19 protein-coding genes are annotated in these 24,136 nt (G+C 62.6%); 14 read left to right on the top strand and 5 right to left on the bottom strand.

All coding sequences use genetic code 11. The features are described from left to right. The 5 genes from ABIA30_RS24040 to ABIA30_RS24020 all read right to left on the bottom strand — a co-directional run. On the bottom strand, positions 1–90 hold a 90-nt coding region (locus ABIA30_RS24040), incomplete at its 3' end, for a hypothetical protein (protein WP_370070095.1). Positions 91–92: 2 nt separating this feature from the next. Next, positions 93–1,277 (bottom strand): cytochrome P450, encoded by a 1,185-nt coding sequence (locus ABIA30_RS24035; protein WP_370070073.1) that lies wholly within the window; start codon positions 1,275–1,277, stop codon positions 93–95. Positions 1,278–1,303: 26 nt separating this feature from the next. Beyond that, a complete protein-coding gene (locus ABIA30_RS24030) occupies positions 1,304–2,470 on the bottom strand; it encodes an NAD(P)/FAD-dependent oxidoreductase (protein WP_370070071.1) in 1,167 nt (388 codons plus the stop codon). Then, on the bottom strand, positions 2,470–2,658 hold the full coding sequence (locus tag ABIA30_RS24025) for a ferredoxin (protein ID WP_370070069.1): 189 nt from the start codon (positions 2,656–2,658) through the stop codon (positions 2,470–2,472). The genes ABIA30_RS24030 and ABIA30_RS24025 overlap by 1 nt, the downstream gene beginning before the upstream one ends. Before the next feature lie 884 nt (positions 2,659–3,542). Next, entirely contained in the window at positions 3,543–4,259 is a 717-nt protein-coding gene (locus ABIA30_RS24020) for an SDR family oxidoreductase (protein ID WP_370070067.1), read from the bottom strand. Positions 4,260–4,851: 592 nt separating this feature from the next. Between ABIA30_RS24020 and ABIA30_RS24015 the strand changes: the two genes are divergently transcribed. The 14 genes from ABIA30_RS24015 (at position 4,852) to ABIA30_RS23950 (ending at position 23,763) form a co-directional block, all read left to right on the top strand. Continuing rightward, positions 4,852–7,671 (top strand): AAA family ATPase, encoded by a 2,820-nt coding sequence (locus tag ABIA30_RS24015; protein ID WP_370070065.1) that lies wholly within the window; start codon positions 4,852–4,854, stop codon positions 7,669–7,671. Between the two features lie 388 nt (positions 7,672–8,059). Continuing rightward, positions 8,060–9,031: an amidohydrolase family protein gene (locus tag ABIA30_RS24010; RefSeq protein WP_370070063.1), complete on the top strand. Its 972-nt coding sequence runs from the start codon at positions 8,060–8,062 to the stop codon at positions 9,029–9,031. Positions 9,032–9,087: 56 nt separating this feature from the next. Next, complete coding sequence (locus tag ABIA30_RS24005) at positions 9,088–10,071, top strand: amidohydrolase family protein (RefSeq protein WP_370070061.1); 984 nt, start codon at positions 9,088–9,090, stop codon at positions 10,069–10,071. A gap of 27 nt (positions 10,072–10,098) precedes the next feature. Further along, entirely contained in the window at positions 10,099–10,980 is an 882-nt protein-coding gene (locus ABIA30_RS24000; protein ID WP_370070059.1) for a M24 family metallopeptidase, read from the top strand. Positions 10,981–11,010: 30 nt separating this feature from the next. Beyond that, a complete protein-coding gene (locus ABIA30_RS23995; RefSeq protein ID WP_370070057.1) occupies positions 11,011–11,208 on the top strand; it encodes a rubredoxin in 198 nt (65 codons plus the stop codon). Next, complete coding sequence (locus ABIA30_RS23990; protein ID WP_370070055.1) at positions 11,199–14,654, top strand: molybdopterin-dependent oxidoreductase; 3,456 nt, start codon at positions 11,199–11,201, stop codon at positions 14,652–14,654. Before ABIA30_RS23995 ends, ABIA30_RS23990 begins: the two co-directional genes overlap by 10 nt. 874 nt (positions 14,655–15,528) lie before the next feature. Next, complete coding sequence (locus ABIA30_RS23985) at positions 15,529–17,073, top strand: acetolactate synthase large subunit (RefSeq protein ID WP_370070053.1); 1,545 nt, start codon at positions 15,529–15,531, stop codon at positions 17,071–17,073. After that, positions 17,070–18,599 carry an aldehyde dehydrogenase gene (locus tag ABIA30_RS23980; protein ID WP_370070051.1) on the top strand — a complete coding sequence of 510 codons (1,530 nt, stop codon included), beginning with the start codon at positions 17,070–17,072 and terminating at the stop codon, positions 18,597–18,599. Before ABIA30_RS23985 ends, ABIA30_RS23980 begins: the two co-directional genes overlap by 4 nt. After that, complete coding sequence (locus ABIA30_RS23975) at positions 18,596–19,390, top strand: SDR family NAD(P)-dependent oxidoreductase (RefSeq protein WP_370070049.1); 795 nt, start codon at positions 18,596–18,598, stop codon at positions 19,388–19,390. The genes ABIA30_RS23980 and ABIA30_RS23975 overlap by 4 nt, the downstream gene beginning before the upstream one ends. 89 nt (positions 19,391–19,479) lie before the next feature. After that, on the top strand, positions 19,480–20,508 hold the full coding sequence (locus ABIA30_RS23970) for a WD40/YVTN/BNR-like repeat-containing protein (RefSeq protein WP_370070047.1): 1,029 nt from the start codon (positions 19,480–19,482) through the stop codon (positions 20,506–20,508). 23 nt (positions 20,509–20,531) lie between these two features. Further along, on the top strand, positions 20,532–21,014 hold the full coding sequence (locus ABIA30_RS23965) for a VOC family protein (RefSeq protein WP_370070045.1): 483 nt from the start codon (positions 20,532–20,534) through the stop codon (positions 21,012–21,014). A gap of 28 nt (positions 21,015–21,042) precedes the next feature. Further along, on the top strand, positions 21,043–21,645 hold the full coding sequence (locus ABIA30_RS23960) for an amino acid synthesis family protein (RefSeq protein WP_370070043.1): 603 nt from the start codon (positions 21,043–21,045) through the stop codon (positions 21,643–21,645). Between the two features lie 5 nt (positions 21,646–21,650). Next, positions 21,651–22,490, top strand: coding sequence for an alpha/beta fold hydrolase (locus ABIA30_RS23955; RefSeq protein WP_370070041.1), 840 nt, complete (start codon positions 21,651–21,653; stop codon positions 22,488–22,490). Beyond that, positions 22,420–23,763, top strand: coding sequence for an MFS transporter (locus tag ABIA30_RS23950; protein ID WP_370070039.1), 1,344 nt, complete (start codon positions 22,420–22,422; stop codon positions 23,761–23,763). Before ABIA30_RS23955 ends, ABIA30_RS23950 begins: the two co-directional genes overlap by 71 nt. The last annotated feature ends 373 nt before the right edge of the window (positions 23,764–24,136 follow it).

Below are 24,136 nucleotides of genomic sequence, written 5' to 3'. Positions count from 1 at the left end.
ACCCGGCCCCGGATCGGGAATGATGATGTCGACCAGCTCGACGGGCTGCTTCTTGGACCGGGAAATCACACCGCGCACTGTCTGGCTCATGGCTACACCTCGTGGCGTTCGAAGCCGGTGACAGGAAGTGCTTCCAGGCCGCGGATCACGTTGTTCAGGTGCCTGCGTGGCTCACCGATTTCGAACCGTCGTACGCGCTTGGTCAGGGCGCGGAGGACAGCGTGGGCTTCGAGCTTCGCGAGGGCCTGACCGGCGCAGGAGTGTGTGCCGTATCCGAACGTGAGGTGGTCGACGGGGTCGCGCGTGACGTCGAAGCGGTCAGGGTCGGTGTAGTGACGGTCGTCGCGGTTGCCGGAGCCGTACAGCATCAAGACCTGGGCGCCGCCGGGGATGTGCACGCCATCGACGGTGACGTCCCTGGTTGTTTTCCTGCCGAATACCTGCGCTGGCGCGTCGTACCGCAGGACTTCATTGAAGGCGCTGGGCACGCTACTGGGGTCGGCGCACACGCGATCCCATTCCTCGGGGTGCGTGGCGAAGAGGTGGACCGCGTTGGCGATGGAGTTGATCGTGGTGTCCATGCCGGCCGTGGTGTAGGTGATGAGAAGGGGAATGCAGGACTCGGGCTGGATCCGTCCGGCGTCGGCGGCCTCGAAGATGGCACGGCCCATGCTGCCGTCTTTGAGGTCGTTCGCGCTCAGGGTACTGATCCATTGGAACAGCTCCTCGAGGACGGGAAGACCATTTTCGGTTCGCTTGTTCATAGGTCCGCATACTTCGAAGCTCGCGTCCGCCCAGCGCAGCATGTTGGGCCGGGCTTCCTCCGGCAAACCGATGAGGTCGAACACGACGGAGAATGGGAAGGCCATGGCGAGGTCGATGACGACGTCGAACGACGGCTTCTGCAGCACGCTCTCGACTAAGGCGTCGGCCTTGGTCGAGATGACGGACCGCAGGTGCCGAATGGCTCGTGGGCCGAGTCGGTCCGCGAGGACAGCCCGGAGTTTGTCGTGCTCGGGCGGGTCGGCCGCCAGCTCAGTGCCGACGAGCATCTCGTTCACGACGTCGTTGAGCGCGACTCCTGCCGAGGAGTAGGTTACCCAGTCGCCGAGCGCGGCCCGGATGTCGTCGTAGCGCGGCAGCGCCCACGCATCGAGTTTGTCAAGGTAGACGGCACTCCCCAACTCGCGGAGCTCGCGGTAGGCAGGATATGGGTCGTACAAGGTGTCGTCTGCGAAGAGATCGACGTCCGAGTGCGGCGTGTGGGTAAGTGTCATTGTTTTGCTTCCATCGATGTAGACCTTCAGGCGGACTGCGTCAGAGCACGGAGCCGGTTGATTGGGATACGTTTGTTGACCGCGGCAGCGGTGGCGCAGCCGTGGCGGCTGGGCCACTTCAGAATGAGTTCGCCGGTTCCACGGTCGCCGTCCACGACGATCGGTTCACCTACGGCGGGCAGGACGCCGGAGACTCGCACCGAGATTCCGAACTGCTCAGTCCAGAAGTAGGGCGAAGGGATCAGCGGCGGCGCGGCGTCGCCGTGCAACAGGGCGAGGGCCGCTGTGTTGGCTTGCTCGAGCGCGCTGTTCCACCACGGGGTGCGGCGGTGCCCGGTCGCTGAGGGGAACGCCGCCACATCCCCGGCGACGACGATGTCGGGTCCCAGCCGACATCGGTCGTCGACTCGAATGCCGTCGCGAACTGGGAGGCCCGACGATTCAAGCCACTCGACGTTGGGCGTACAGCCGACAGCGGTGAGCACCAGATCCCCCTCGTAGCGGCGTCCGTCGCCGAGCTCAGCTGCAGGCGGTCCCGCTGTACCTCGAAGTCGCACCCCAGCGGGATGATGCGCAAACCTGACGCCTCGTCGCGTCGCGGCTTCAGCGAGCAGATCGGCCAGGTAGCTGCCGAGCTGGCAATGCAGCGGGGGTTGCTGCCCGACCACGGTGACCGTCGCACCCCGCTCAACGCAGGCCGAGGCCAGTTCCATACCGAGGATCCCGGCGCCGACGATAACAACATGAGGCTGGTCAGCAAGGCGCCGTCCGAGGGAGAGTGCATCGTCGACGTCGCGGAAGGTCATCTCCTTGACGCCGGGTTCAGCCGCATTGCACTCGGCAAGCCTGCGGGCGCGCGCTCCAGTAGCGATGGCGAGTTTGTCGAAGCCGATTCGTTCGCCGCCAGCGAGAACGACCTCCCGACGATCGAGGTCGACTCCCGTCGCCGGTTCGCCAAGATGCTCGTCGACCTCGCAGGACAACGTCGGCAGCGCGATCTCATCAGGGTCGTCGCTTCCGGTAAGAATCCCCTTCGATAAGGCCGGACGGTTGTACGCCGCTCGCAGCTCTTCTCCGACGAGGGTCAACCGGCCCGCGAACCCCTGCCGCCGCAGCTTGTCGACCATGGTCGTACCGGCCAGCGACGCGCCAACCACCACGATTCGTTCAGTTCGGGAACTCCCCCGGGTCATCAACGGATCTTCAGCGCAGCGACCGGACATACCCTCACTGCGGACTCGGCCGTCGAAGCCGCCGGCGGCGGCACTTCCTCACTGTCGAGGATCAGCTCGCCGTCGTCGTCGAGGTGCATCAACGCTGGCGCAGTCTCGGCGCACAGTCCGTAGCCCTCACAGCGGCCCCGATCAATGACTAGCTTCATGACAACTCCTTCTGACCAGCAGCGCCGTGTTCGCGTTACTTCGGCCAGCTCCGATTCCAGTGACACGTCGTGGACGCTCGCCACCGAGCGTCAGTTGTTTGCTATTTGCCTCGCAGCTGTTCCCGCTGACCGTTTGACGACGAGTCGATTCATGTACTTTTATCGTTCACTACGAACGATATTCGTGACTCTAGGTCATCGCTGCTGGCCACGCAAGAGGTCCAGCCGTGCCCATACCGCCGTCGACTACCCATCCCGGGGGGTGCCTCAACCACCTCGGCGACCCACCCCTGCGGCTAATACCGCAGCCGCACCTTGCGTTCTTTGAGGCGTTGGCGCTGGCAGCGGCTTCGGCGAGCCCGAGTCGGGTGTGGGCGGCGCTACTTGCCTTCGCTCTATTCCATCTCAGCGATCTCGCCGTGGCGATGGCCCAGGTAGCCCGGGGCCTTACCGACGGCGGCCGAGTGGGAGCCCTGCGATGACGACCCCACGCTCCGAGCGCAGATCCCGCACGCCAGGCCTGGAACGACGATGCCGCATCCACCGGCGCCGGATATGCCGGCCTGGCCGAAAGCGGTAACGACATCGACGATTACGCGGCGTGTTTGACGAGTTTGATGCGCAACTCGGCGGTGGGCTGTCCCCGCCAGTCGGAGGGAAGCCCGGCCGGATGGCAGATAGCGGCATATGTCCAGCCCGACCAGACTCGCTCATGAACAAACTCGTGGTAACTAAGGACGCAATGGACATCACCGACCTGCAACTCATCGTGAGCCTCGCCAACTGCATCCGGGAGTCGGTCAGCGCTCGCCGACCCTGAGATAGCAAATCTGCTTACGCCTATCAACCATGGGGGCCGACCCGTTGCCATTAAGGGATGGCTCTCAGGTCAGCGTCCGCCCAACAGACGCGCCACCGTCGACGAACAATGTCTGACCCGTAATGAACGATGCATCGTCGGACAGCAGAAATGCGATAGCTGCGGCGATCTCGCGAGCTCGACCGAAGCGCCGCATGGGAACCATCGCCAGGTAACGCATCTCACCGTCGGTACCGGGCCCGTTGTTTTCGCGAAACAGATTGGTTTCCGTAGGTCCTGGAGCCACCGCGTTGACGGTGATTCCGGTCGTTGCCAGCTCCAGTGCCCACCCGCGGGTGACACTGATCAACGCAGCCTTGGCTGCCGCATACGCACTGCGCTCTGATGCTCCAAGCGCGACCAGGCTGGCGATGTTGACCACTCGGCCCCAACCTTGTTCACGCATGCCAGGTAATGCCGCCTGAGTCAACTGGAACGCGGTGCGCAGGTTGAGGTCCAACACCGCGTCGAGCGCGTCTAACGTGACATCGTCCAGCGCTTGGGGGCGGACTAGACCGACATTGTTAACAACGGCGTCGATCCGGTTTGTAAATGCGATTTCCTGCAACGCAATTGACGTCGCGAACCGGTCTGACAGATCGACGGTGTGCAGTCGACCGGGGAACGTCGCATCGCCCGCGCGCGCGATACCCACCACCCTATTTCCCTTCGCAGCGAGGCCTTCGGCAAGGGCGCGGCCAATACCCCTGCTTGCCCCGCTGATCAGTACCGTCCGGCTCATCGTCAGCCGGGGGCGGGAATACCGCTGGCGAGGAAGCGTTGGGCCATGAGCTTGCCTCCCCGTAAGGAAGCGTCGGACGTGCTCATTACGCCTCCCATCGATAAAGTGTCATCGCATTCCACTTCATTTCGTTGGCGTTGATAGCCGCGATGCTTGCACTCCCCGAGCTACGACACCATCGCTCTGCGGGGGGACTTTATGGCGGCGACGGGGTAGAGCTAGTGATCAGCCCCGCCTTCGCAACGGCAAGATGCATCAACCTGCTGCCTGTCCGTCGGCACTCAACCGTCATAGCGGTGGGTCGGTACGGCGCGCAATTATCGACGCGCGCTAAGCGGCCGTTCGGCGGATGCCGGGAACCTCGATCTGACTGAATCCGCATGCACCGCTACGTCGACGCGGTCGCAGTCTTTGTTGATGAGGGCTTGACATAGGGCCACGCAACCCCCAGACGCTGGAGTGCCGCGCTGCTGGTGCCGTCGGGCGTGAATCGGACCGATATGACTCCGCAGACACGACGAGCTCTCCATGCTTTTCAGATGGCCGACGCTCCGATCGACTCATTATTGATTCGCCGCCTTATGGTATGACGGTGCAGAGGCTCACTGGCAATGCTGAGCTGGCCGGTCGGCGCTTAGTCGCCCCGCTGATCCGTGGTCGGATCGCTGAGCTGAAGGTGATCGACGCGCAAGTTGCGGCGGCGGCACAAGGGCATGGGGGCATTGTCGTTATCGAGGGTCCGCCCGGGATTGGCAAGACCCGTCTGTTGACTGAGGCAACGACGCTCGCCGAGAAACGCGGCATACGCACCTTGTTTGGTGAAGCGTTCGAGTATCAGCAGACCGTTCCGTTTTTCTCGTTGTTTATGGCAACGCTGCGAGCGGATCCACCGATCGGTGACGCCGAAGCGCTACGTCGGCTCGGCCGTTCAGCCGATCTGAGGTACTGGGTAGTGCAAGATCTGCAGGCCGCAATCCGAGCGGCGGCCAAACAGACACCACTGGCGATTCTGCTGGAAGATATTCACTGGGCCGACAACGGCACCCTACTGGCGTTACGCTCGTTGACCTCGGCGCTGGTCGACGTCGCAGTCCTCTGGGTGCTGACTGCACGAACGGGTGCCGGCGGGTCGGCCGTGCGCGAAACCCTGACTGCGCTCGAGCGCCACAATGCGATGTTTCTGCGGCTGAACGCGATATCGGCGAACGATGTCGCCGATATCGTGCAGGACACCATATTGGCTCGCGCCGATACGTCGCTGCTGAGTCTGGCTGACAAAGCCCACGGCAACCCATTTCTGGTAATGGAGCTGCTGGGTGGGCTAAGCGAGGAGGGACGGCTTGCCGTCACCGCCGGAAGGGCGGTTGCCAGCGGCCAGAAGCTTCCACGACGACTCAGCACCGGTATGCAGCAGCGATTGGAAACGCTATCCAACACAGGACGCGAGGTTATACAGGTAGCTGCTGTGTTACCGGATCGGTTCTCGGCCGGCCTGCTGGCTGCGATGCTTGAACGTCGGCCGACGGCTCTCGCATCGGCAGTCCAGGAGGCGATCAAGGCTGATTTGCTGGTGGAAGATGGTGGACACCTGAGGTTTCGCCATGAGCTGCTGCGCGAAGCTACCCGACAGTCGTTGTCGGAGTCGTTACTTCGCGCGATGGAGCGACAAGCCGCGAGCGTCATGCTGGAGATGGGTGCCGCGCCTGAGGAGGTCGCGACCCAGTTGGTGCGCAGCGCCGACGTTGGTGATCAGGCTGCCATCAGTGCTTTGCGCCAAGCCGCTCAATCGCTAGCCGGCAGTGACCCGGGCGCAGCCGCGGATCTGAGCAAGCGAGCGTTAGAACTGCTGCCTGGTGAAGATCCTCAGCGCGGGACTCTTGTAGCCGAAGTCGTAGAACTGTTGAACCGGGCCACCCGCTACGGCGAGGCGCACACAGTGGCAGGCAGCATGCTGTTGGTACCCGTGTCGCCCGACGAAGAGGCGAAAATCCGGCTGCGGTTGATCACCCCAAACGAAACAACCCAACAGCGCATTCAGGAGAACGCCCGCGCGCTGCGGTTGCCCAACGTCAGCGAGGTCACCAACGCGCGTCATCGAGCCTGGATGGCTTACAACTTTGCCATGACCGGCCTCCACGATCGAGCTCTGGCGACAGCCAATGAGGCAGTTGTAGCCGCTGAAGCAACCCATGATGCCGAGAGCAGGCTTCTCTGCGAAGCGACTTTGGCTACCCTCGACGCTGCAGAGGGGCATGCGAGCCGCGCGATCGAGCGTATGGACGAGCTTGACACGCTAATCCGCAACTGCGAACGCGGCCTTGCCCACGATCTCGCCGCAATGCACCGGGCAAGTCTGCTTACCTACGTCGGACGAATGCAGGATGCCGGAACGCAGGTGTCGATTGGCGTCGAAAAGGCCCATCGAGAGCGCAATGGGATGGCGCTGCAGCTCTGGGCCCTCACGGGTGGGTTTGTTCACTTAGCCGCCGGACGGTTGTCGGACGCGCGCGCCAGCGCCGAATCCGTACGACCCACGCAAGACTCAGAGTGGAGTCCCACCAACGCTGTGCGCGTAGTCCTCCTTGCAGAGGTTGCAGCGCACACGGGAGATCCACATCTGTGGCGCGAGACTTATGAACTGGCCCTGGCCGCAGGCTCGACGGGCTCACAGGCCGCTTACGCAGGAACCGCGTACGTGCTGGCGAAGGCCGCATACCACCAGGGCAGTATCCACGAAGCGGTGAGGTGGCTCGGTGACGGGGCCGCGCCGTTTACAACACCTCTGTGGCTTTGGCTTGCCCCGGATCAGCTCATCTTGGGTGCACAGGTGGCCTCGGCAGCCGGCGATGCCGGTCTTCGCTCACGCGTACTGGAGAGCTTGGAACGCCTGGAGCGGGAGCGGTCGGGCCCACCGCTGCTCCTGGGCGCGGCCGGCCACGCTCGCGGAATCCTTGAGCGTGACGCCCATGCGCTGCAACAGTCGGCAGCTGCCTTGCGGACACTGTCACGCCCACTGTTATACGCAGGCGCCGCGGAGGACGCCGGCGGGGAACTTGCCCGCGGCGGCCGCACCGCAGAGGCAGTCGATCACCTCAATGCGGCATTTGACACTTACACCCATTGCCAGGCGATCGCTGACGCCAGGAGGGTCGGACAAGCATTGCGTGGGGTGGGTGTGGAACGGCGCATCGTGGCCCGACGCCGCGACAAAATTGGGCCGGGTAGCCTAACCGACGCCGAGCTGCGGGTCGCCGAACTGATCACGAAGGGGGCAACTAATGCCGCCGTCGCCGAGCAACTGCAGCTGTCTCCGCACACAGTCAAAACTCACCTCCGCAATGCTTTTGCCAAACTGGGTGTCAATTCCCGCGGCCAATTGAAGGATCTTCTCGGTCGCACCGAACTGCGATAGCGGCAATGGCCGCGCCAGCGAACTTCGTTCTGCGACAAGGCCGTCGGTAAGACCTCAACACGCTAGCCATACCCCAAACGGGCTCTAAAAATCACCCTGCGGGCGATGGTGCGGCCGCTGCCACGATGTGACCGTTGTAGTTGTTAGGGGCTTCGACGTGAACAAGAGCCGGCACTTCTGATGATGGCGAAGGCAGGAGCGGGAAGCGCGCTTGGTGGCTGATATCGGGTAGACCGCGCATATCGGATCATCTTCGCGCTTAACGGATCGACCAAATTGGCCTGCGGAAATATCTCGCAGACGGGCCAGTCCGCGTCTGACCCACAAGGAAACACCGACGGTGCCTTCAGCCCCCAGGAGGGTGCCGACCAACCAAGGAGGTCGCACGATGAACGGCAAGATCGCGTTCGAGGAACACTACAACCTGCCCGAGTTCGAGATTCCGGAGTACTACGCCGATCCGAAGCTGATGGCGGATGTCAAACGTCGACTGCTGGACGTCAACGAGCAGCGTCTGTCAGACATGGACGCCACCGGCATCGAGTACGCGATCCAGTCGCTGGTGTCGCCGGACATTCAGTCAGAAACCGATGCCCGGCAGGCCGTCAGCGCAGCCAAACGGATCAACGACACTCTGGCCGAGACGGTGGCCGCACACAGCCCGCGCTACGGCGGCTTCGCCGTCCTGCCACTGCAAGACCCCGTGGCCGCCGCCGATGAACTGGAACGCTGTGTCAAACAGCTGGGTTTCCATGGGGCGATGGTCAACGGATTCACCAACCTCGGCGACGCCGACACGGGCCTGTACTACGACGATCCGCGGTTCCTGCCGTTCTGGGAACGCGTCGAAGGTCTGGGCGTGCCGATCTACCTGCATCCGCGCAACCCACTGCCGGGAAATCAGGGCATATACCAGGGCCACCCCGAATTACTCGGCGCCACATGGGCCTTCACGGTGGAAACGGCCACGCACTCGCTGCGCCTGATGACCAGCGGGCTGTTCGACCGATTCCCCAAACTGAACATCATTCTCGGGCACTTGGGCGAAACGTTGCCCTACGTCATTTGGCGGGTCGATCACCAAGTGAACAACCAGGGCGACCTGCGCAAGTTCAAAAAACCGCTGACGCAGTACCTGCAGGAAAACTTCTACGTCACCACCAGCGGCTTCTTCAGCACCCCGGCGCTGTACGCGACCATTTCCGGGATCGGCGAAGACCGCGTGCTGTTCTCGGTGGACTACCCGTTCGAGTACATGCAGGAGGCCGCGGCCTGGTTCGATGCCGCCACCATCAACGAAAACACCCGGGAGAAAATCGGCCGCACCAACGCCCAGCGTCTGTTCGGGCTGAAAAGCTAACCGCGACAACCCAGTAACGAAAGACGCTCTACCTGACCAACCGAGGAGGTTACATCATGAAAGGCAAGATTGCGCTCGAAGAGCACTGGGAGCCAGCAGATTTCGACGCCACCGGAGAGCATTCGTTCACCGAGAAGGGCTACTTCGACGAGGTGGAGCGCCGGCTGAAAGAGGTCGACGAGCGGGTCGAGGACATGGAGCGCAACGGTATCGGTGTCTCGATCCTGTCCTTGACCCAGCCTGGCATCGAAGGGATCACCGACACCCCCACCGCGATCGATGCCGCACAACGGCTCAACGACCTCGCCGCCAAGGAATTGGTTGGCCGCCACCCGGATCGATTGCGGATGTTTGCCGCCGTGCCCCTGCAGGATCCCCAAGCTGCCGCGACCGAACTTGAGCGTGCGGTCAAGGACCTGGGTGCGGTGGGCGCGCTGATCAACGGCTATACGAACATCGGTGATGAGAACACCGCCCAGTATCTCGACGAGCCGCAGGTCGACCCGTTCTGGAACAAGGTCAGTGAACTGAACGTCCCGGTCTACCTGCATCCCCGGATTCCGCTGCCCAACCAGCAACGCATCTACCAGGGCTACGAAGGTCTGCTGGGCTCGGCGTGGGGGTTCGGCGTCGAAACCTCCACCCACGCACTGCGGATGATCCTCAGTGGTCTGTTCGACCGGTACCCCAACATCAACGTCATCCTCGGGCACTGCGGTGAAGCGTTGCCGTTCACCTTGCCTCGGGTCGAACACCGCCTGCGCCACCAGCGCCGCGAGACTCACGGCCCGCACCTGAAGCCGCCAACCGCGTACCTCCGGGAGAACTTCTACCTGACCACCAGTGGTGTGTTCCGCACTTCCACCCTGCTGGACACCATGCTGGAGGTAGGCGCCGACCGCGTGCTGTTCTCGGTCGACTACCCATACGAGTCGATGGATGAGATTGCGCCTTGGTTCGACACGGTGCCCATCAGCGAAAACGACCGGATCAAGATCGGTCGCACCACGGCAGCGAACCTGTTCGGCCTCAACGCCTAATCCGCCCACACCCTTGATCGAGGCGCGATGAGCCCTGCAGCACCCCATCCGACCCACAACATCGACCACAATCTGATCTCGACCAAGACCCCCGATCAGATCGCCATGATGCGCGAGGCTGGCAAGATCTGCGCGCAGATACTGTCCGAACTCACCGAGCACATCGAACCCGGCGTCACCTCGCAGCACATCAACGACATCGCCTACGACCTGATCGTCAACAAGTACGGCGCCCAGCTCGACCGCGAGGACCTCTCTGGCTACGACTCCAGCCCATACGCCTGCATCTCGATCGCGCACAACGAGATCGTCTTCAACGGCGAGCCCAGCCGGATCCCGCTCAAGACCGGCGACCTGTTCGGCGTAGACGTGAGTATCAAGAAGGAAGGCTGGTGCGGCGACACCCAGCGAATGTGGATCGTCGGAGAAGAGACCTCGTCCAAGGCCAGACTGCTCTATGGCGTGGGCTACCAGGCGATGTGCCTGGGGATCAGCCTGGTGCGCCCCGGCGCCCACCTACAGGACATTGCCGAACAGGTCCAGGCGTACGTCGAATCTTTCGGCTTCTCGATGTTGCGAGTGGCTAACGGCACCGGCCACTCGATCGGCCAGGTACACGCCGACGGCTGGCTAATCCCGTACTACCACGATCCCCGTAACGAGGGCCGCGTCCTGGAGAAGGGCATGGTGATCACGGTGGAGCCGTTCATCTGCGCGGGCAGCGGTGAGGGCATACGGCTACCCAACAACACGCGTTCAGCGGTCACCACCGACAAAACCCTGGCGGTCTACTGGGAGCACGTGGTAGCGGTGACTGATACCGGATGCGAAGTGCTCGACCTACGTGACGGTGAGGACGTCACCTTCTACGACCACCGTGCGCCACGCGGTTATCCGGTGTCGCCGTAACGGCATTGGACCGTCGCCAGCGGCGTTCCAATGCCCAGGAAAGCAAGGGACGTGGCCGAAACGACCTTCAAGCGAATGAAGTGCATGGGGTGCGGATTCATGTATGAAGAGGCGCTCGGATTGCCCGATCAAGGTATTGCGGCCGGCACTCGTTGGACGGATCTGCCCGATGACTGGGTGTGCCCGAACTGTCGCGTACCCAGGGAGCTGGTGCCGCGATGGTGGTGATCAATGGCTATTGCACCTTGTGTCGTTCCCGTTGTGGGACGCGTAATACCGTTGACGGTGATCAGTTGGTGTTGGTTGAGCCCGATCACGAGCATCCGACTGGTAAAGCGATGTGTATGAAGGGGCGGGCGGCGCCGGAGATTGTGCACAGCCCGCACCGGATGCTGTACCCGATGCGCCGCACGACCCCCAAAGGTGCGGCGGATCCGGGATGGCAGCGGATCACTTGGGAGGACGCGCTGACCGAAACAGCGCAGAAACTCGCCGCGATCCGGGATGAAAGCGGCGCCGAGGCAGTGGCTTTCGCCGTGACCACCCCCAGCGGCACACCCATCTCGGACAGCATCGACTGGATCGAACGCTTCATACGTCGCTTCGGCAGCCCAAATACCTGTTACGGCACTGAGAACTGCAACTGGCACAAAGACTTTGCGCATGCTTTCACTTTTGGCTGCGGATTGCCGACCGCTGATTTCGAGAACGCCGACACCATCATGTTGTGGGGGCACAATCCGGCGAACACCTGGCTGGCCCAGGCCAACGCGATTGGGAATGGGCGGGCCAAGGGCGCCAAGGTCGTGGTGGTGGATCCGCGGCCGATCACGCTGGCCAAACAAGCCGATGTCTGGCTGGGTGTGCGGCCTGGAACCGACACCGCACTGGCACTCGGCCTGATCCGGGAGATGATGCAGCGGCGTCTCTACGATGAATCGTTTGTCCGGAACTGGACCAATGCCGGTTTCTTGGTGCGTAGCGACACCGGACTGTTCTTGCGCGAACAAATGGTGTGGCCGCACGCACCCACGAATCGGTACCTGGTGTGGGACAACGAATGTGACCTCCCGGTGCCGATCAATGGCGATCTGCCGACGCCGCCACAGCTTTCCGAGCGCATGCGGCTCGACGGCAGCGTCGCGGTCGGTGTTGTCGACGATGACGGGAACACCGCCGCGGTCGACTGTGCGCCGGCTTTTGAGCTACTGGCCCGGGAAGCGGCGCGCTACACCGCGGCCCGTGTCAACGACATCACCGGTGTCGAACCGGAGCAGCTGGCCGCGGCCGCCGACCTGCTCCAGGCGGGGCGGCGGGTCGCGTATTACGGATGGACCGGCATCGGCCAGCACACCAACGCCACTCAGACGCAGCGGGCGGTATCGACTCTGTACGCGCTTACGGGAAGTTTCGACCGCATCGGGGGAAATCGGATCCGCCGCGGGCCGTTCTACCGTGCCGTCAACGCGTGGGGCGAAATGCCTGACGAGCAGATGGCCAAGGCGCTCGGCGTTGATCAACGTCCGATCGGCCCGCCATCGACCGGATGGATCACCGCGCGCGACATGTACCGCGCCATCAGCGAACACGCGCCATACCCGGTCCGGGCTCTGGTAGCCTTCGGTACCAATTTGCTTCTGGCCCAATCTGATACAGATGCTGCGAGGGAGGCGCTCGCGGAGGTCGAGTTTTATGTCCACTGCGATCTGTTCGAAAATCCCTCAGCGCAATATGCCGACATCGTGCTGCCGGTCAGCAGCCCCTGGGAGCATGAAGGAATCCGCTTCGGCTTCGAAATCTCCGACGCTGCTGCCGCATTGATACAGCTACGCCCGCGGATGGTCTCGCCGCGGGGTGAATCCCGCGCGGACTACGAGATCGCATTCGACCTGGCCTGCCGCCTCGGGATGAGCGCGGACTTCTTCGGCGGCGACATCGAAGCCGGGTGGAACTACATGCTCGAACCGCTAGGTTTGACTGCGGCCACGCTGCGCGCCAACCCACACGGAGTCACATGTGACATCGATGCGCGCGAACAGAAACACCAGCTACCCCACCACGACGGGTCGGGACGTATCCGAGGTTTCGACACCGAAACACGCCGGGTAGAAATCTATTCAGAGCTGTTGCACCGCCACCAACAACCCGCCATCGCGACCTACACCCCGCCACAGGAAAACGAGCGGACGCGACGCGACGGAACGGTGGATAAGTATCCGCTGATCCTGAGCACCGCCAAAAACGGCCACTTCTGCCACAGCCAGCACCGCGAACTGGCCTCGCTACGCAAACGTTCACCGCTGCCCCTGGCAGAAATCGGACCGGGCCTGGCCCACATCCGGGGTATCGGTGACGGTGATTGGATCCGCCTCACTACCCGCCAAGGTGCGGCACGCTTCGTCGCCAAGATCACCCCGAGCCTCGCCGATGATGTCGTCGTGGCCGAATTCGGTTGGTGGCAAGCATGTCCGGAACTGGACCGCGGACCTTTGCCCGTATTCGGCGCAGCCAGCAGCAACGTCAACAGTCTCATTTCTGCGGACGCAAGTGACCCGATCAGCGGCTCAGTTCCGCATCGATCCTTCCGGTGCAACATCGAACTGGACCCGCTGACCCAGTCCCGCCAGCGACCCTGGAAGGGATATCGGGCATTTCGCGTGAGCGACGTCACCGCCGAAGCAGACGATGTACACACCGTGACCTTCACTCCGGAGGACGGCCGAGCGCTGCCCGATTACCTTCCTGGCCAGCACATCGAGATCAGAGCCACCATCGGCACCGAGGTCGTGCGCGCCTACTCATTATCCGGCGCCGCCCGTGCGAACAACCGCAGCCACTACCGCATCACCGTGCGCCGCCAACCGGCACCGCCATCGCCCGGACAAATGCCCGCCGGTGTGATGTCCAGCTACCTCAACGACCAACTCTGCGTGGGTGATTCAATCGACATCGCCATGCCGTCCGGAAGATATGTCCTGCCCGAGAAGTCCCAACAACCCGTTATCTTGATGGCCGGCGGCATCGGCATCACCCCGTTCATCAGCCTGCTGGAATCGCTGCCTGACGACGATCCCCTGGAAATCTGGTTGCTCTACAGCAACCGCAACAGCAGCACCCACGCATTCGGCTCCCGTATCAGCCACCACACCGCCCGCCTACCCGCACTGACGGTCTTGAACCACTACACCGCACCGCTGCCTACCGACCTGCTCGGACGTGACTTCGACCGTCACGGCCGGATCAGCGCCGCCGACGTCCCCGACGACCTCATCACCCGGCGAGCCCGGGTCTACATGTGCGGAACCGCAGCCATGATGGACGGGTTCGCCGACGGACTCATCGCCCGAGGCATGCCACGGTTCGACATCTTCCGCGAGCTATTCACCGCACCCACCGGCACACTGGTCGACGACGGCAAGACCTACACCATCAGCTTCACGCGGTCGCATCAACCGCCGGTCACCTGGACACCGGCCAACGGCCCGATACTCACGTTCGGAGAGGCCCAAGGGCTCTCCCTACCCAGCGGATGCCGTGTCGGCGAATGCGAAAGCTGCGCCGTCCCCATCATCTCCGGACGCGTCCGCTACCTCAACGGAATCGAATCAGACGACCCCACCGTCTGCCTGACCTGCTCCGCCGTTCCCGCGAGCGACCTCACCTTGGACGCCTGACCGTGGCGATCGAAGGCGAAAGCCTTTGATTAGTCGATGACTTGGTGCTCGTGGCCAAGGTGTTCGGTTTCGACGAGTACACGTGCAATCAGCCTGGTCAAATGCTGCCCTAGTGGTGGCGGTCAGTTGATGCACAGATAACACCGGGAATCTGTAGGCACAGCCGCAGCCGGTGGTGGGAACAGTAACGGATTGCGCAGTTCGTGGTGCACGCCTGGGCGCCTGGCCGATGGCGATAGCGATGTACACCTGCCTTGCGCATAGTGCGACAGCGAGCCAGGGCGTATCACCGTTGGAGGCCACCCCACAGACATCGGCAGGCGGGACCAGTTGGTCGGCGTCAGCGATGCCGACCGTATGTCCGCTTCCCGCCGCCGGTCAGGGTGATCTGTTCGACACGGGTGATCCCGTGCTGCTCGGCGGCTGCGGTGTCACACAGGGCCTGGCCACAACGCGACGCCGGCGGCCCGCGGCACACCTGTGATCTCCGGCAACGCTGCCATCAGGTCGCTCCACGACCTTGACCCGGAAGATTCCACCACCACGAACACATCGATTTGTCCATCCGCACGTGCCCGGCGGGACGCAACCGGGCGACTAGCGGCGTGACGGGCATACGGTACGGGTACACAGGGTTGCCCGATGCCAGCACGAATCGCGCGACACACGCTGCCGCGTAACACCGTGTCCCACAGACCTTTCCGCGACGCCAGCAGTCGTCGACCCACCGCCAATTCTCGGCGGGTACGAAGCCACGCCATTTTTGATGAGTCAGTTAAGGGGGTTACGCCGCGCCCCAACTTCCGCTACTGTGTCCATTATTCGTTCACTAAGTTCGATTATCGAAGTTGGAGGTGTCGTGCCGTCGGCGCAGATGACCGGTGCTAATGCACTGATACACACAGCCGTGCAACATGGCGTCGAGTTCTGTTTCGCCAACCCCGGGACAACCGAGATGCCACTGGTTGCGGCGCTTGACGAGGTACCGGGCATGCGAGCCGTGCTCGGCCTGCAAGAAAATGTCTGCACTGGCGCTGCAGACGGCTACGCGCGGATCAGTGGATATGCGGCAATCACGTTGCTGCACCTGGGCCCTGGCTTAGCTAACGGCTTGGCAAATCTGCACAACGCGCGACGCGCGCACAGTCCCTTGGTCAACATCGTGGGCGACCACACCAGTTGGCACCTACGCTACGACGCCCCGCTGACCTCCGACATCGCCGCTCTCGCAAGCACTGTGGGGACCGTGAGTACCACGACCGGCGCCGACAGTATCGCGGCGATCACAGAGGCCGCGATCGAGAACGCGTATCGCCGAAACGGTATCGCGACGGTGATCGTGCCCGCTGACCACCAACAGGAACTCACGCACGTATCTACTGCCACCGCCACTTCAGGTGGTGTCAGCAGCTACGCGGCGGTGGCCAGCGACCGTGTCGACGAGGTAGCCGCACGGCTGCGCGCAGCGGGCCCGCGATCGGTGCTGTTGCTCGGTGGGAACGCACTCAGCCGCGCGGGTCAGCTTGCCGCGGCCCGTATTTCGTCGGGCACCGGCGCCAAGCTGTTCTGTGAAACGTTCCCCGCGCGCGCCGAGCGCGGCGGCGGACTGCCCGACATCGACCGGTTGCCCTATTTCCCCGAGTACGCCGTGATGGCACTCAAGGATGCCGAGGCCATCGTCGTTGTCGGCGCACAGAAGCCGATTGCCTACTTCGGCTACGCCGGCGTACCCAGTGAACTCGCTCCAGCTCATGCTGTCGTCGAACTCGCCACTCCATACTGCGATGCTGAGTCCGCACTTCTGGAGCTTGCCGACATCATTGGTGGCACTTCCGATTTCACTGCGATCGCGCCGCTGGCGCAGCCGGCCGACGACGCACCGTTAACCGGAGACACCATCGGCGCGACGGTCGCAGCAGGCTTGCCCGAGAACGCGATCGTTTCCGTGGAAGGCGGCACCGTCGGTTACCCGTTCTACACGGCATCAGCCGGCGCTGTCGCCCACACCACCTTGACGAACACCGGTGGAGCGATCGGCCAGGGTCTACCCTGCGCACTCGGTGCCGCCCTGGCCGCGCCCGACCGCCCGGTCATAGCACTGCAATCCGATGGCAGCGCTCTCTACACCGCACAGACCCTGTGGACCATGGCTCGTGAACGCACCAACGTGGTGGTACTCATAGCGGCAAACCACACCTACAACGTGCTGCGTACCGAATTGGCGCGGCATGGCAACTCTGAGTTCGGCCTGCAGGCCAACGCTCTCACGAGCCTCGACCAACCCCGAATAGATTGGGTGGAGTTGGCCAGCGGGTTCGGCGTTCCCGCACACCGAGCAGACCGAGTCGCATCCCTCCGTTCATTGCTAGGTCAGGCCATCGCCGCCGGTGGGCCTCAGTTGATCGAGATGGCCCTGTGACCGCAATCGAGAGTCCACTGCTACCGCCGTCTACACCGATAGGTGTTTCCAAGTTCATCAAGCGAGAACATGGCCTGTTCATCGACGGACAATGGCGCCCTGGCGATTCCGGGGAACGGCTGGTCAGCATCAATCCCGCCACCGGCCAACCCCTGACCACGATCGCGGCGGGCAACCGAACCGACGTCGACGCTGCCGTCCTCGCTGCCCGTCGCGCCTTGGCCAATCCGGCCTGGCGCGACATCACGCCGCTTGAACGCGGTGAGATGCTGCACCGTCTGGCCGAATTGGTTGAGGCGCACGCCGATGAGCTCGCGTTCATCGAATCGCTAGACAACGGCAAACCAGTCTCGGTAGCCCGGGCCGTGGACGCCGGAACCACCACTAAACTATTCCGATATTTCGCCGGCTGGCCCAGCAAATTCGAAGGCGCCACCATTCCGCTATCGCCACGCGGTGGACTACGCGTCCTCAACTACACAGTGCACGAGCCGCTTGGAGTTGTAGGCGCGATAGTGCCGTGGAACTTCCCAATGTCGATGGCGTCATGGAAACTCGCGCCGGCGCTCGCGACAGGGAACACGGTGGTTCTCAAACCCGCCGAGGAAACGTCGCTATCGACATTGCGCTTGGCCGAGCTGATCGACCAAGCCGGCTTCCCACCCGGGGTGGTCAACGTGGTCACCGGACTGGGAACGACGGTGGGCGCTGCCATCGCAGAGCACCACGGCGTGGATAAGGTGGCGTTCACCGGCTCCACCGAAGTGGGCCGACAAATCACCGCCGCCGCTACCGGGAACATGAAGAAGGTCTCCCTCGAACTCGGCGGCAAATCTCCGCACATAGTGCTCGCCGACGCCGACCCCGTCACGGTGGCCGCCGCCGCCGCGGACGGCATCTTCTTCAACCAAGGGCAGACTTGCACTGCCGGGTCCCGGTTGTATGTGCACGCCGACATCTACGACGACGTGATGTCCGCGTTGATCGACAAGGCCCGTGAGATCGTAGTGGGCCCCGGCCAGGATCCAGCCACGCAGATGGGGCCGCTGGTATCGGCACGACAGCTCGCAACTGTCACCGGCTACGTGCAGTCCGGGATCGACCAAGGTGCGGTTGTCGCGGCGGGCGGCACCACACCCTCGGGTCTCAGTGCGGACTGCCGCGGTGGTTATTTCCTTTCTCCGACAGTCCTTTCCGAGACCACCCATGCGATGCGCGTGGTACAGGAGGAGATCTTCGGACCGGTCTTGGTAGCGATGCCGTGGCGAGATATCGACGAACTCGTCGATAAGGCCAACGACTCACCGTACGGATTGGCCGCCGGTATCTGGACCAACGACATCACCGCCGCGCATCGACTCGCTGCTGCTGTCAAGGCCGGCACCGTCTGGATCAATTGTTACAACCTCACAGACCCCGCATCGCCTTTCGGCGGGTACAAGCAATCCGGCTGGGGTCGGGAAATGGGTCGTGGCGTGTTGGAGCAGTACACGGAAACTAAGAGCGTCTGGGTGAATATCACATGAGTGCAACGGAATTGCAGGATCAAGTAGCGATCGTCACGGGAGGTGGGCTAGGCATCGGCAAGGCCATCACACGAGCGTTGGCGATGCGCGGAGCCACCGTCGTCATCGCCGCCCGGAGACTGCCGATCTTGCAGCAGGCAGCCAAAGAACTGATGGCCGACACCGGCGCCAAGGTCATTCCAGTGGTCGCAGACACCACCGACACGACCTCTGTTGAGGCGCTGGCCCGGGCCGCGGCCGAGGTCGGGACCCTGTCCATTCTCGTCAACGGCGCCGCAGCACCAGCGGGCCTGGTCCGCAACGACATCGCACAGGCAGACCCCGACGCTCTGTTAGCCGACTTGAACACCAAAGTCGTCGGATACTTTCGCTGTATCAAGGCGGTTGCGCCCTACATGCGAGAAAACCGCTACGGCCGCATAGTGAACATTGGTGGACTCACCGGCCGCTCCAGTCACGCACTGTCCGGAATGCGGAATCTGGCGATCGTCCACATGACTAAGGTTCTGTCCGACCAGCTCGGCCCGGACGGGATCACCGTCAATACAGTGCACCCGGGTGTTGTGGAAACCGAGCACATCCGCGAACTGTACGCGAAAAATGCTGCGGCCGAAGGCATCACACCTGAACAGGTCGAGCAGAACTTTGTCAACCGCACCCCCATCCGCCGAGTGCTCACCGCCGCGGAGGTCGCCGAGACCATCGCCTTCTTCGCCGGCCCAACGGCAGCCGGTATCACCGGCGAGTCGCTGGGCATCGACGGCGGCCTTACCCGCGGCATTTTCCTCTAACCCGGCATCACCTGACGGCGGGCCGATCAGGAGCACTCCCGGTCAAGCCCACCCATCAACCTATCCCTACCAACGATTAGGAACCGCTAATGAAGGGCACAATTCTCGTTGCCACTGCCGGACAAGGTGTGCTTCGCAGCACCGACGACGGCACCACCTGGAGCCGCATCCCGCTGGATCAGGGCCTTGAGTTCGACTCGGTGGTACGCGCCCTCGCTGTACACCCCGAACAGCCCAACATTGTCTACGCTGGCGCTGAAGTAGGCCTCGGCCGCAGCGACGATGCAGGCACCCGTTGGACCCGAGTGAACTCCCCATTCAACGACCAGCAGGTCTGGGCGATCGCAATCGACCCTAACGACCCGGATTCGATGACCGTAGGCACCGGCGCGCCGTCGCGTGCCGTGCTCTACCGCACCACCGACAGCGGTCACAGTTGGGATCGACTCTCTCCCGAACTTCCAGAGAAGTGCGCCGGAGTCAGCAAGCCTCGAATCCTGACGATCACCTATGACCACGTCGATGGCAAGTCAGTATGGTTCGGCGTCGAAGAGGGCGGCCTGTGGCGCAGCCCGGATCGCGGCGATAGCTGGCACCGCCTCGACGGGTCCGGGCAGACGCTGCCCGACGGCGTCACAGAGTCCGACGTTCACTGCATCGTGCTCCTCGATGGACCGCCGAAAACCATTGTGGTCGTTGTGGTCAATGCATTCTTCGTCAGCCAGGACGACGGGCTGACCTGGAAACGCACCGGAACCAAGTCCACCTGGGGCATCTACTACACCCGCCTGGTCGCCCGGATCCCAGGTACCAATTCCCTGCTCCTCGGTATCGGCGATGGCACCCCAGGGACCACCACCCGGATCTTCCGGTCCGACGACCTCACCCAAACCTGGAACGAGGCCACCCTGGACACCCGGGCGTCATCGACCGTATGGGGTTTCGGTCAGCACGCCAGCGACCCTGACCTGGTGTTCGCCGGCACCAAATACGGCAACCTGTTTCGCTCCACCGACGGCGGCCGAAGCTTCACCAAGGAATGGCGGGACTTCCCCGAAATCACCGACGTGGCATGGACTCCCGCCATCGCCTCTGATCCGCCCGCAGCTAAGCACTGAACCCAACTGAAGTGGAGTAACCCATGACCGAGACCGATCAAAAGTCGACAGTCACGCCAGATGTCGTGCGCACCCATCTCTCACTATTCGTCCGCGATCCCGAGTCCTCAGCGCAGTGGTTCGCCGACGTCCTAAACATGAAAATCACAGCGACGGGGCCTGAATGGGTCTTCCTGTCCTTTGGCCGTAAACACCACGACCTGGCCCTGATCCGCGCTGCGGACGGTGCACACCAGGGCGGAATAGGCTTGCAACACTACGGCCTTGAGATTCGGGGCGACGTCGACGAACTGCGCAGGCTCTACGCAATGTTGCTATCCAAGGGCGTCGAGGTGGTCAAAACCACCGACCATCGCGTCGGAATCGGCCTGTACTTCGAGGACCCAGACGGTAATCGCTTCGAGTTCTTCGCCGAGACAGTCACCGATGACGCCGAAGGGCAGCGCGTCCTGGGCGAAAACAACGCCCCTAGTACGCCCATCACTCTCGAACCGCTCTACGACTGACGACCCCCAAACAGAGGAATCGAGCACCATGCCCAATACAAATTTCGGCTCATACCACGTACGTAAGTGGTTCACCTATACAGAGGATGTCATAGCCAACGAGACCGGCGAGCTTGCTGACGGAGACACGCTGCGCAAGTTTGTCGTCGCTGCAGCCATCCGAAATCCCTACGCTGACCGCTACAGCGAAGACCTCGGCGAGATTATCGACGGATCTGACAAGTTGGGCCACGAGTTCGGCCGCAGGGCCCTAGTTGTTGCTGGCGATGGCGGAATCCAAAGTTACGGTAAGGCATGCATCGTGGGTGTCGGTGGGGAGTACGAGCACGGAAATGCCTTCCTCACACAGATATTCGCTAACCCGGTGCGCGAGGCCATCGGGGGCGGCAAGGCATGGGTGCCATCAACCGGCAAGATCGCCGGCCCCGGTGCCACTATTGACATTCCACTCGCACACAAGGACGCACTTTACGTCCGATCCCACTACGACACCGTGTCCATTAGTTTCGGCGATGCGCCGCGTCCTGACGAAGTAGTAATTGCCTTCGCGTTCGCGTCCAGAGGTCGGCTGCACGCCCGCCTTGGAGGAATCAGAGCCGACGAGGCTCGTGGCGACGACGGCTTGTACTGACGTCGATGGGTACGCCACACAGCACCACCATCGTCATTAACGGCCTCAACATGCGCTATCTCGAGTGGGGGGCGCAAAATCCCTCGGTAGTTCTGGCCCTGCACGGGCTCCGCAGCTACGCCCATACCTGGGATCGAGTCGCCGAAGCGCTAGCCAACACCCACCGAGTGATCGCCCCTGATTTTCGCGGGCGCGGTGACAGCAGCTGGGACCCAACGCGGGACTACTTCACCAACGCCTACGTCTCTGATGTGGAGGAACTAGTCGATCATCTGGGGTTGCGGCGATTCGGCATCATCGGACACTCGATGGGCGGAACAGTGGCCTACACCTACGCGGCTCGCCACCCGGACCAAGTGAGCGCGCTGATCGTCGAAGATATCGGGCCCGGATCGTCGACCTCTACACCCGGTGCGGACAGAGTCATCTCTGAAATGAACAGCACACCAGACTGTTTCGAGTCCCTGGACGCCGTCCGTAATTATTGGCGCAGCATTCGACCAGCCATCACCGACGAAGCACTGGCCTCCCGCATCGCTCACACTGTCCGCGAGGCCGACGACGGTCAGTGGGTCTGGAAACTCGATATGAAAGGTATCGCCTCTGCCCGGATCAGTGGAGATCCTGCGGGACCTGTCGACCTCTGGGAATGCGTGCAGTCGCTGCACTGTCACACCTTGGTGATTCGCGGAGGGCGGTCGGATTTCCTACCCGCGCAGACATGCGAAGAAATGGCTCGGCGTCAGCCGCTGTTAGCGTGGGCCGAAATCCCCAATGCCGGTCACTACGTTCATGACGACGACCCGGATCTGTTCATCAAACTGGTCACCGATTTCCAGAACTGATCGATGCCGGCAGCGGTCCTTGCTGACGTCGGCTGCGACCCGGTGGAGGCGAACCCCGTTGTGGCGCCGAACTGCTCTCTACAGCGTGCTGTTCATGATGGGTGCCGATATGTTCCTGGCCCCGATGCTCATTCCGGCGATGGCGGACGAGTTCGGAGCGCAGATCCCCCACACAGCGCTCATCGTTGCGGCATTTGGCGCTTCGTATGCCATTTCCAGCCCCCTGCTCACGGGCTTGCTCAGCTCACGTTCGAGCTGGGCAGTGATCGGAGGCGGCTTACCCATCGTCGTATTGGCTTGCGTGGTAGCCGCACACAGTCATGATCTGGCCATGCTCACGGCGGCGCGGGCCGCCAGCGGACTGGGGGCCGCGATCGTGAACCCTGCGGTGTGGTCACAGCTGAACACAACCGCACCCCAAAACGTTGGCGCCAAGGCCATGCTTGGTGGAACAGCGGCCTCGGCGGCAGGCCAGGTCGTTGCTATTCCGCTGGGCGCGATACTGTCGGTTGCCATCGGCTGGCGAGTGGTCTTCCTCGCGCTGGCCGTCGGATTCCTACTGGTGTGGGCAGCGACTGTCCTCGCCGCAGCGCGGGAAAATCCAGCGGTAAAAGAAACGATCAGCCCCGGAGCGGTTAGGGGCATACTCGACGGCCTCCGCCTGTGGCAGTTGCCCATATTCTCGTGCACCGTGGCGGGAAACATTACTGCACAGGCGGCACGCCTCGGCACCTTCGCTTACGCCAGTGCGCAGTTCAGCAGTTGGTATGGCATCACGGGCGCGCGACTCGGAATTATCGGAATCGTTGCTGGCGCAGGGTCTTTAGCCGGAGCTGTCGTCGCCACGACGACGGTGGCGCGCTGGCGTCGACGCGGATGGCCAGTACTCGGATTCATTCTGACTTCTGTCGCGGTGATGTTCGTCGGCATTGCATTGATGACGGCACCGATCTCGGCGCCGTTGAGCCTAATTGGCCTCGGGTTGAACTTCGCCGCGGGGACAATCACTTTCGGTGCCGGTCAGTTCTTCCTGTCGACGATCTTTCCGGGGAACCGCACGGCAATGTCATGGAACAGTTCGGCAATGTACATCGGCGCCGCGGTCGGTACCTTCACACTCGGAATCACTGATTTAGCGCCCGGGCCATTCATGGTGATCAGTCTGGCGTTTGTCGTGATCTCAGCACTGAGTTTCTCTGCCACGATGGTCCTATCGCGCCACTCTCCCGCCATCGCGGACACTCCGCCTGACACATCGATGGCCGCCAGATAGAACATCGGCCGCAGCGACTGAATTCTGCTCCTCTGCAACACATTCGATCTCGGCACGTTGAACAGGTAGGTCATCCGCATTGCGAGCAGTGATAGTGGCGACTCTCCGTTGATGAGTCCACCCGGGACTCCAGCAGCGTGTTCGCGTGATCGCGGATGAGACACTCCTTGCGTAGTCGGTTGTCGAATGGTTCGACACGGACGTTATTCCATGGTGAACTCGGCGGAAAGTAGACCATGGCGGCCTGTCCCGTCGCAGAACTGTTGCAGTCCTTGAGGTGTGTTCTTCGGGCATCGAGACGATCGTCATGGCCGTATGATCGACGGTCGAGTCGACGTGAAGGTCGATCGCCCATAGCTCTTCGGTATATCAG

The organism is Mycobacterium sp. MAA66 (genome assembly GCF_041261665.1).
GTDB lineage: Bacteria > Actinomycetota > Actinomycetes > Mycobacteriales > Mycobacteriaceae > Mycobacterium.
This window is presented reverse-complemented; position numbering and strand designations above follow the sequence as displayed.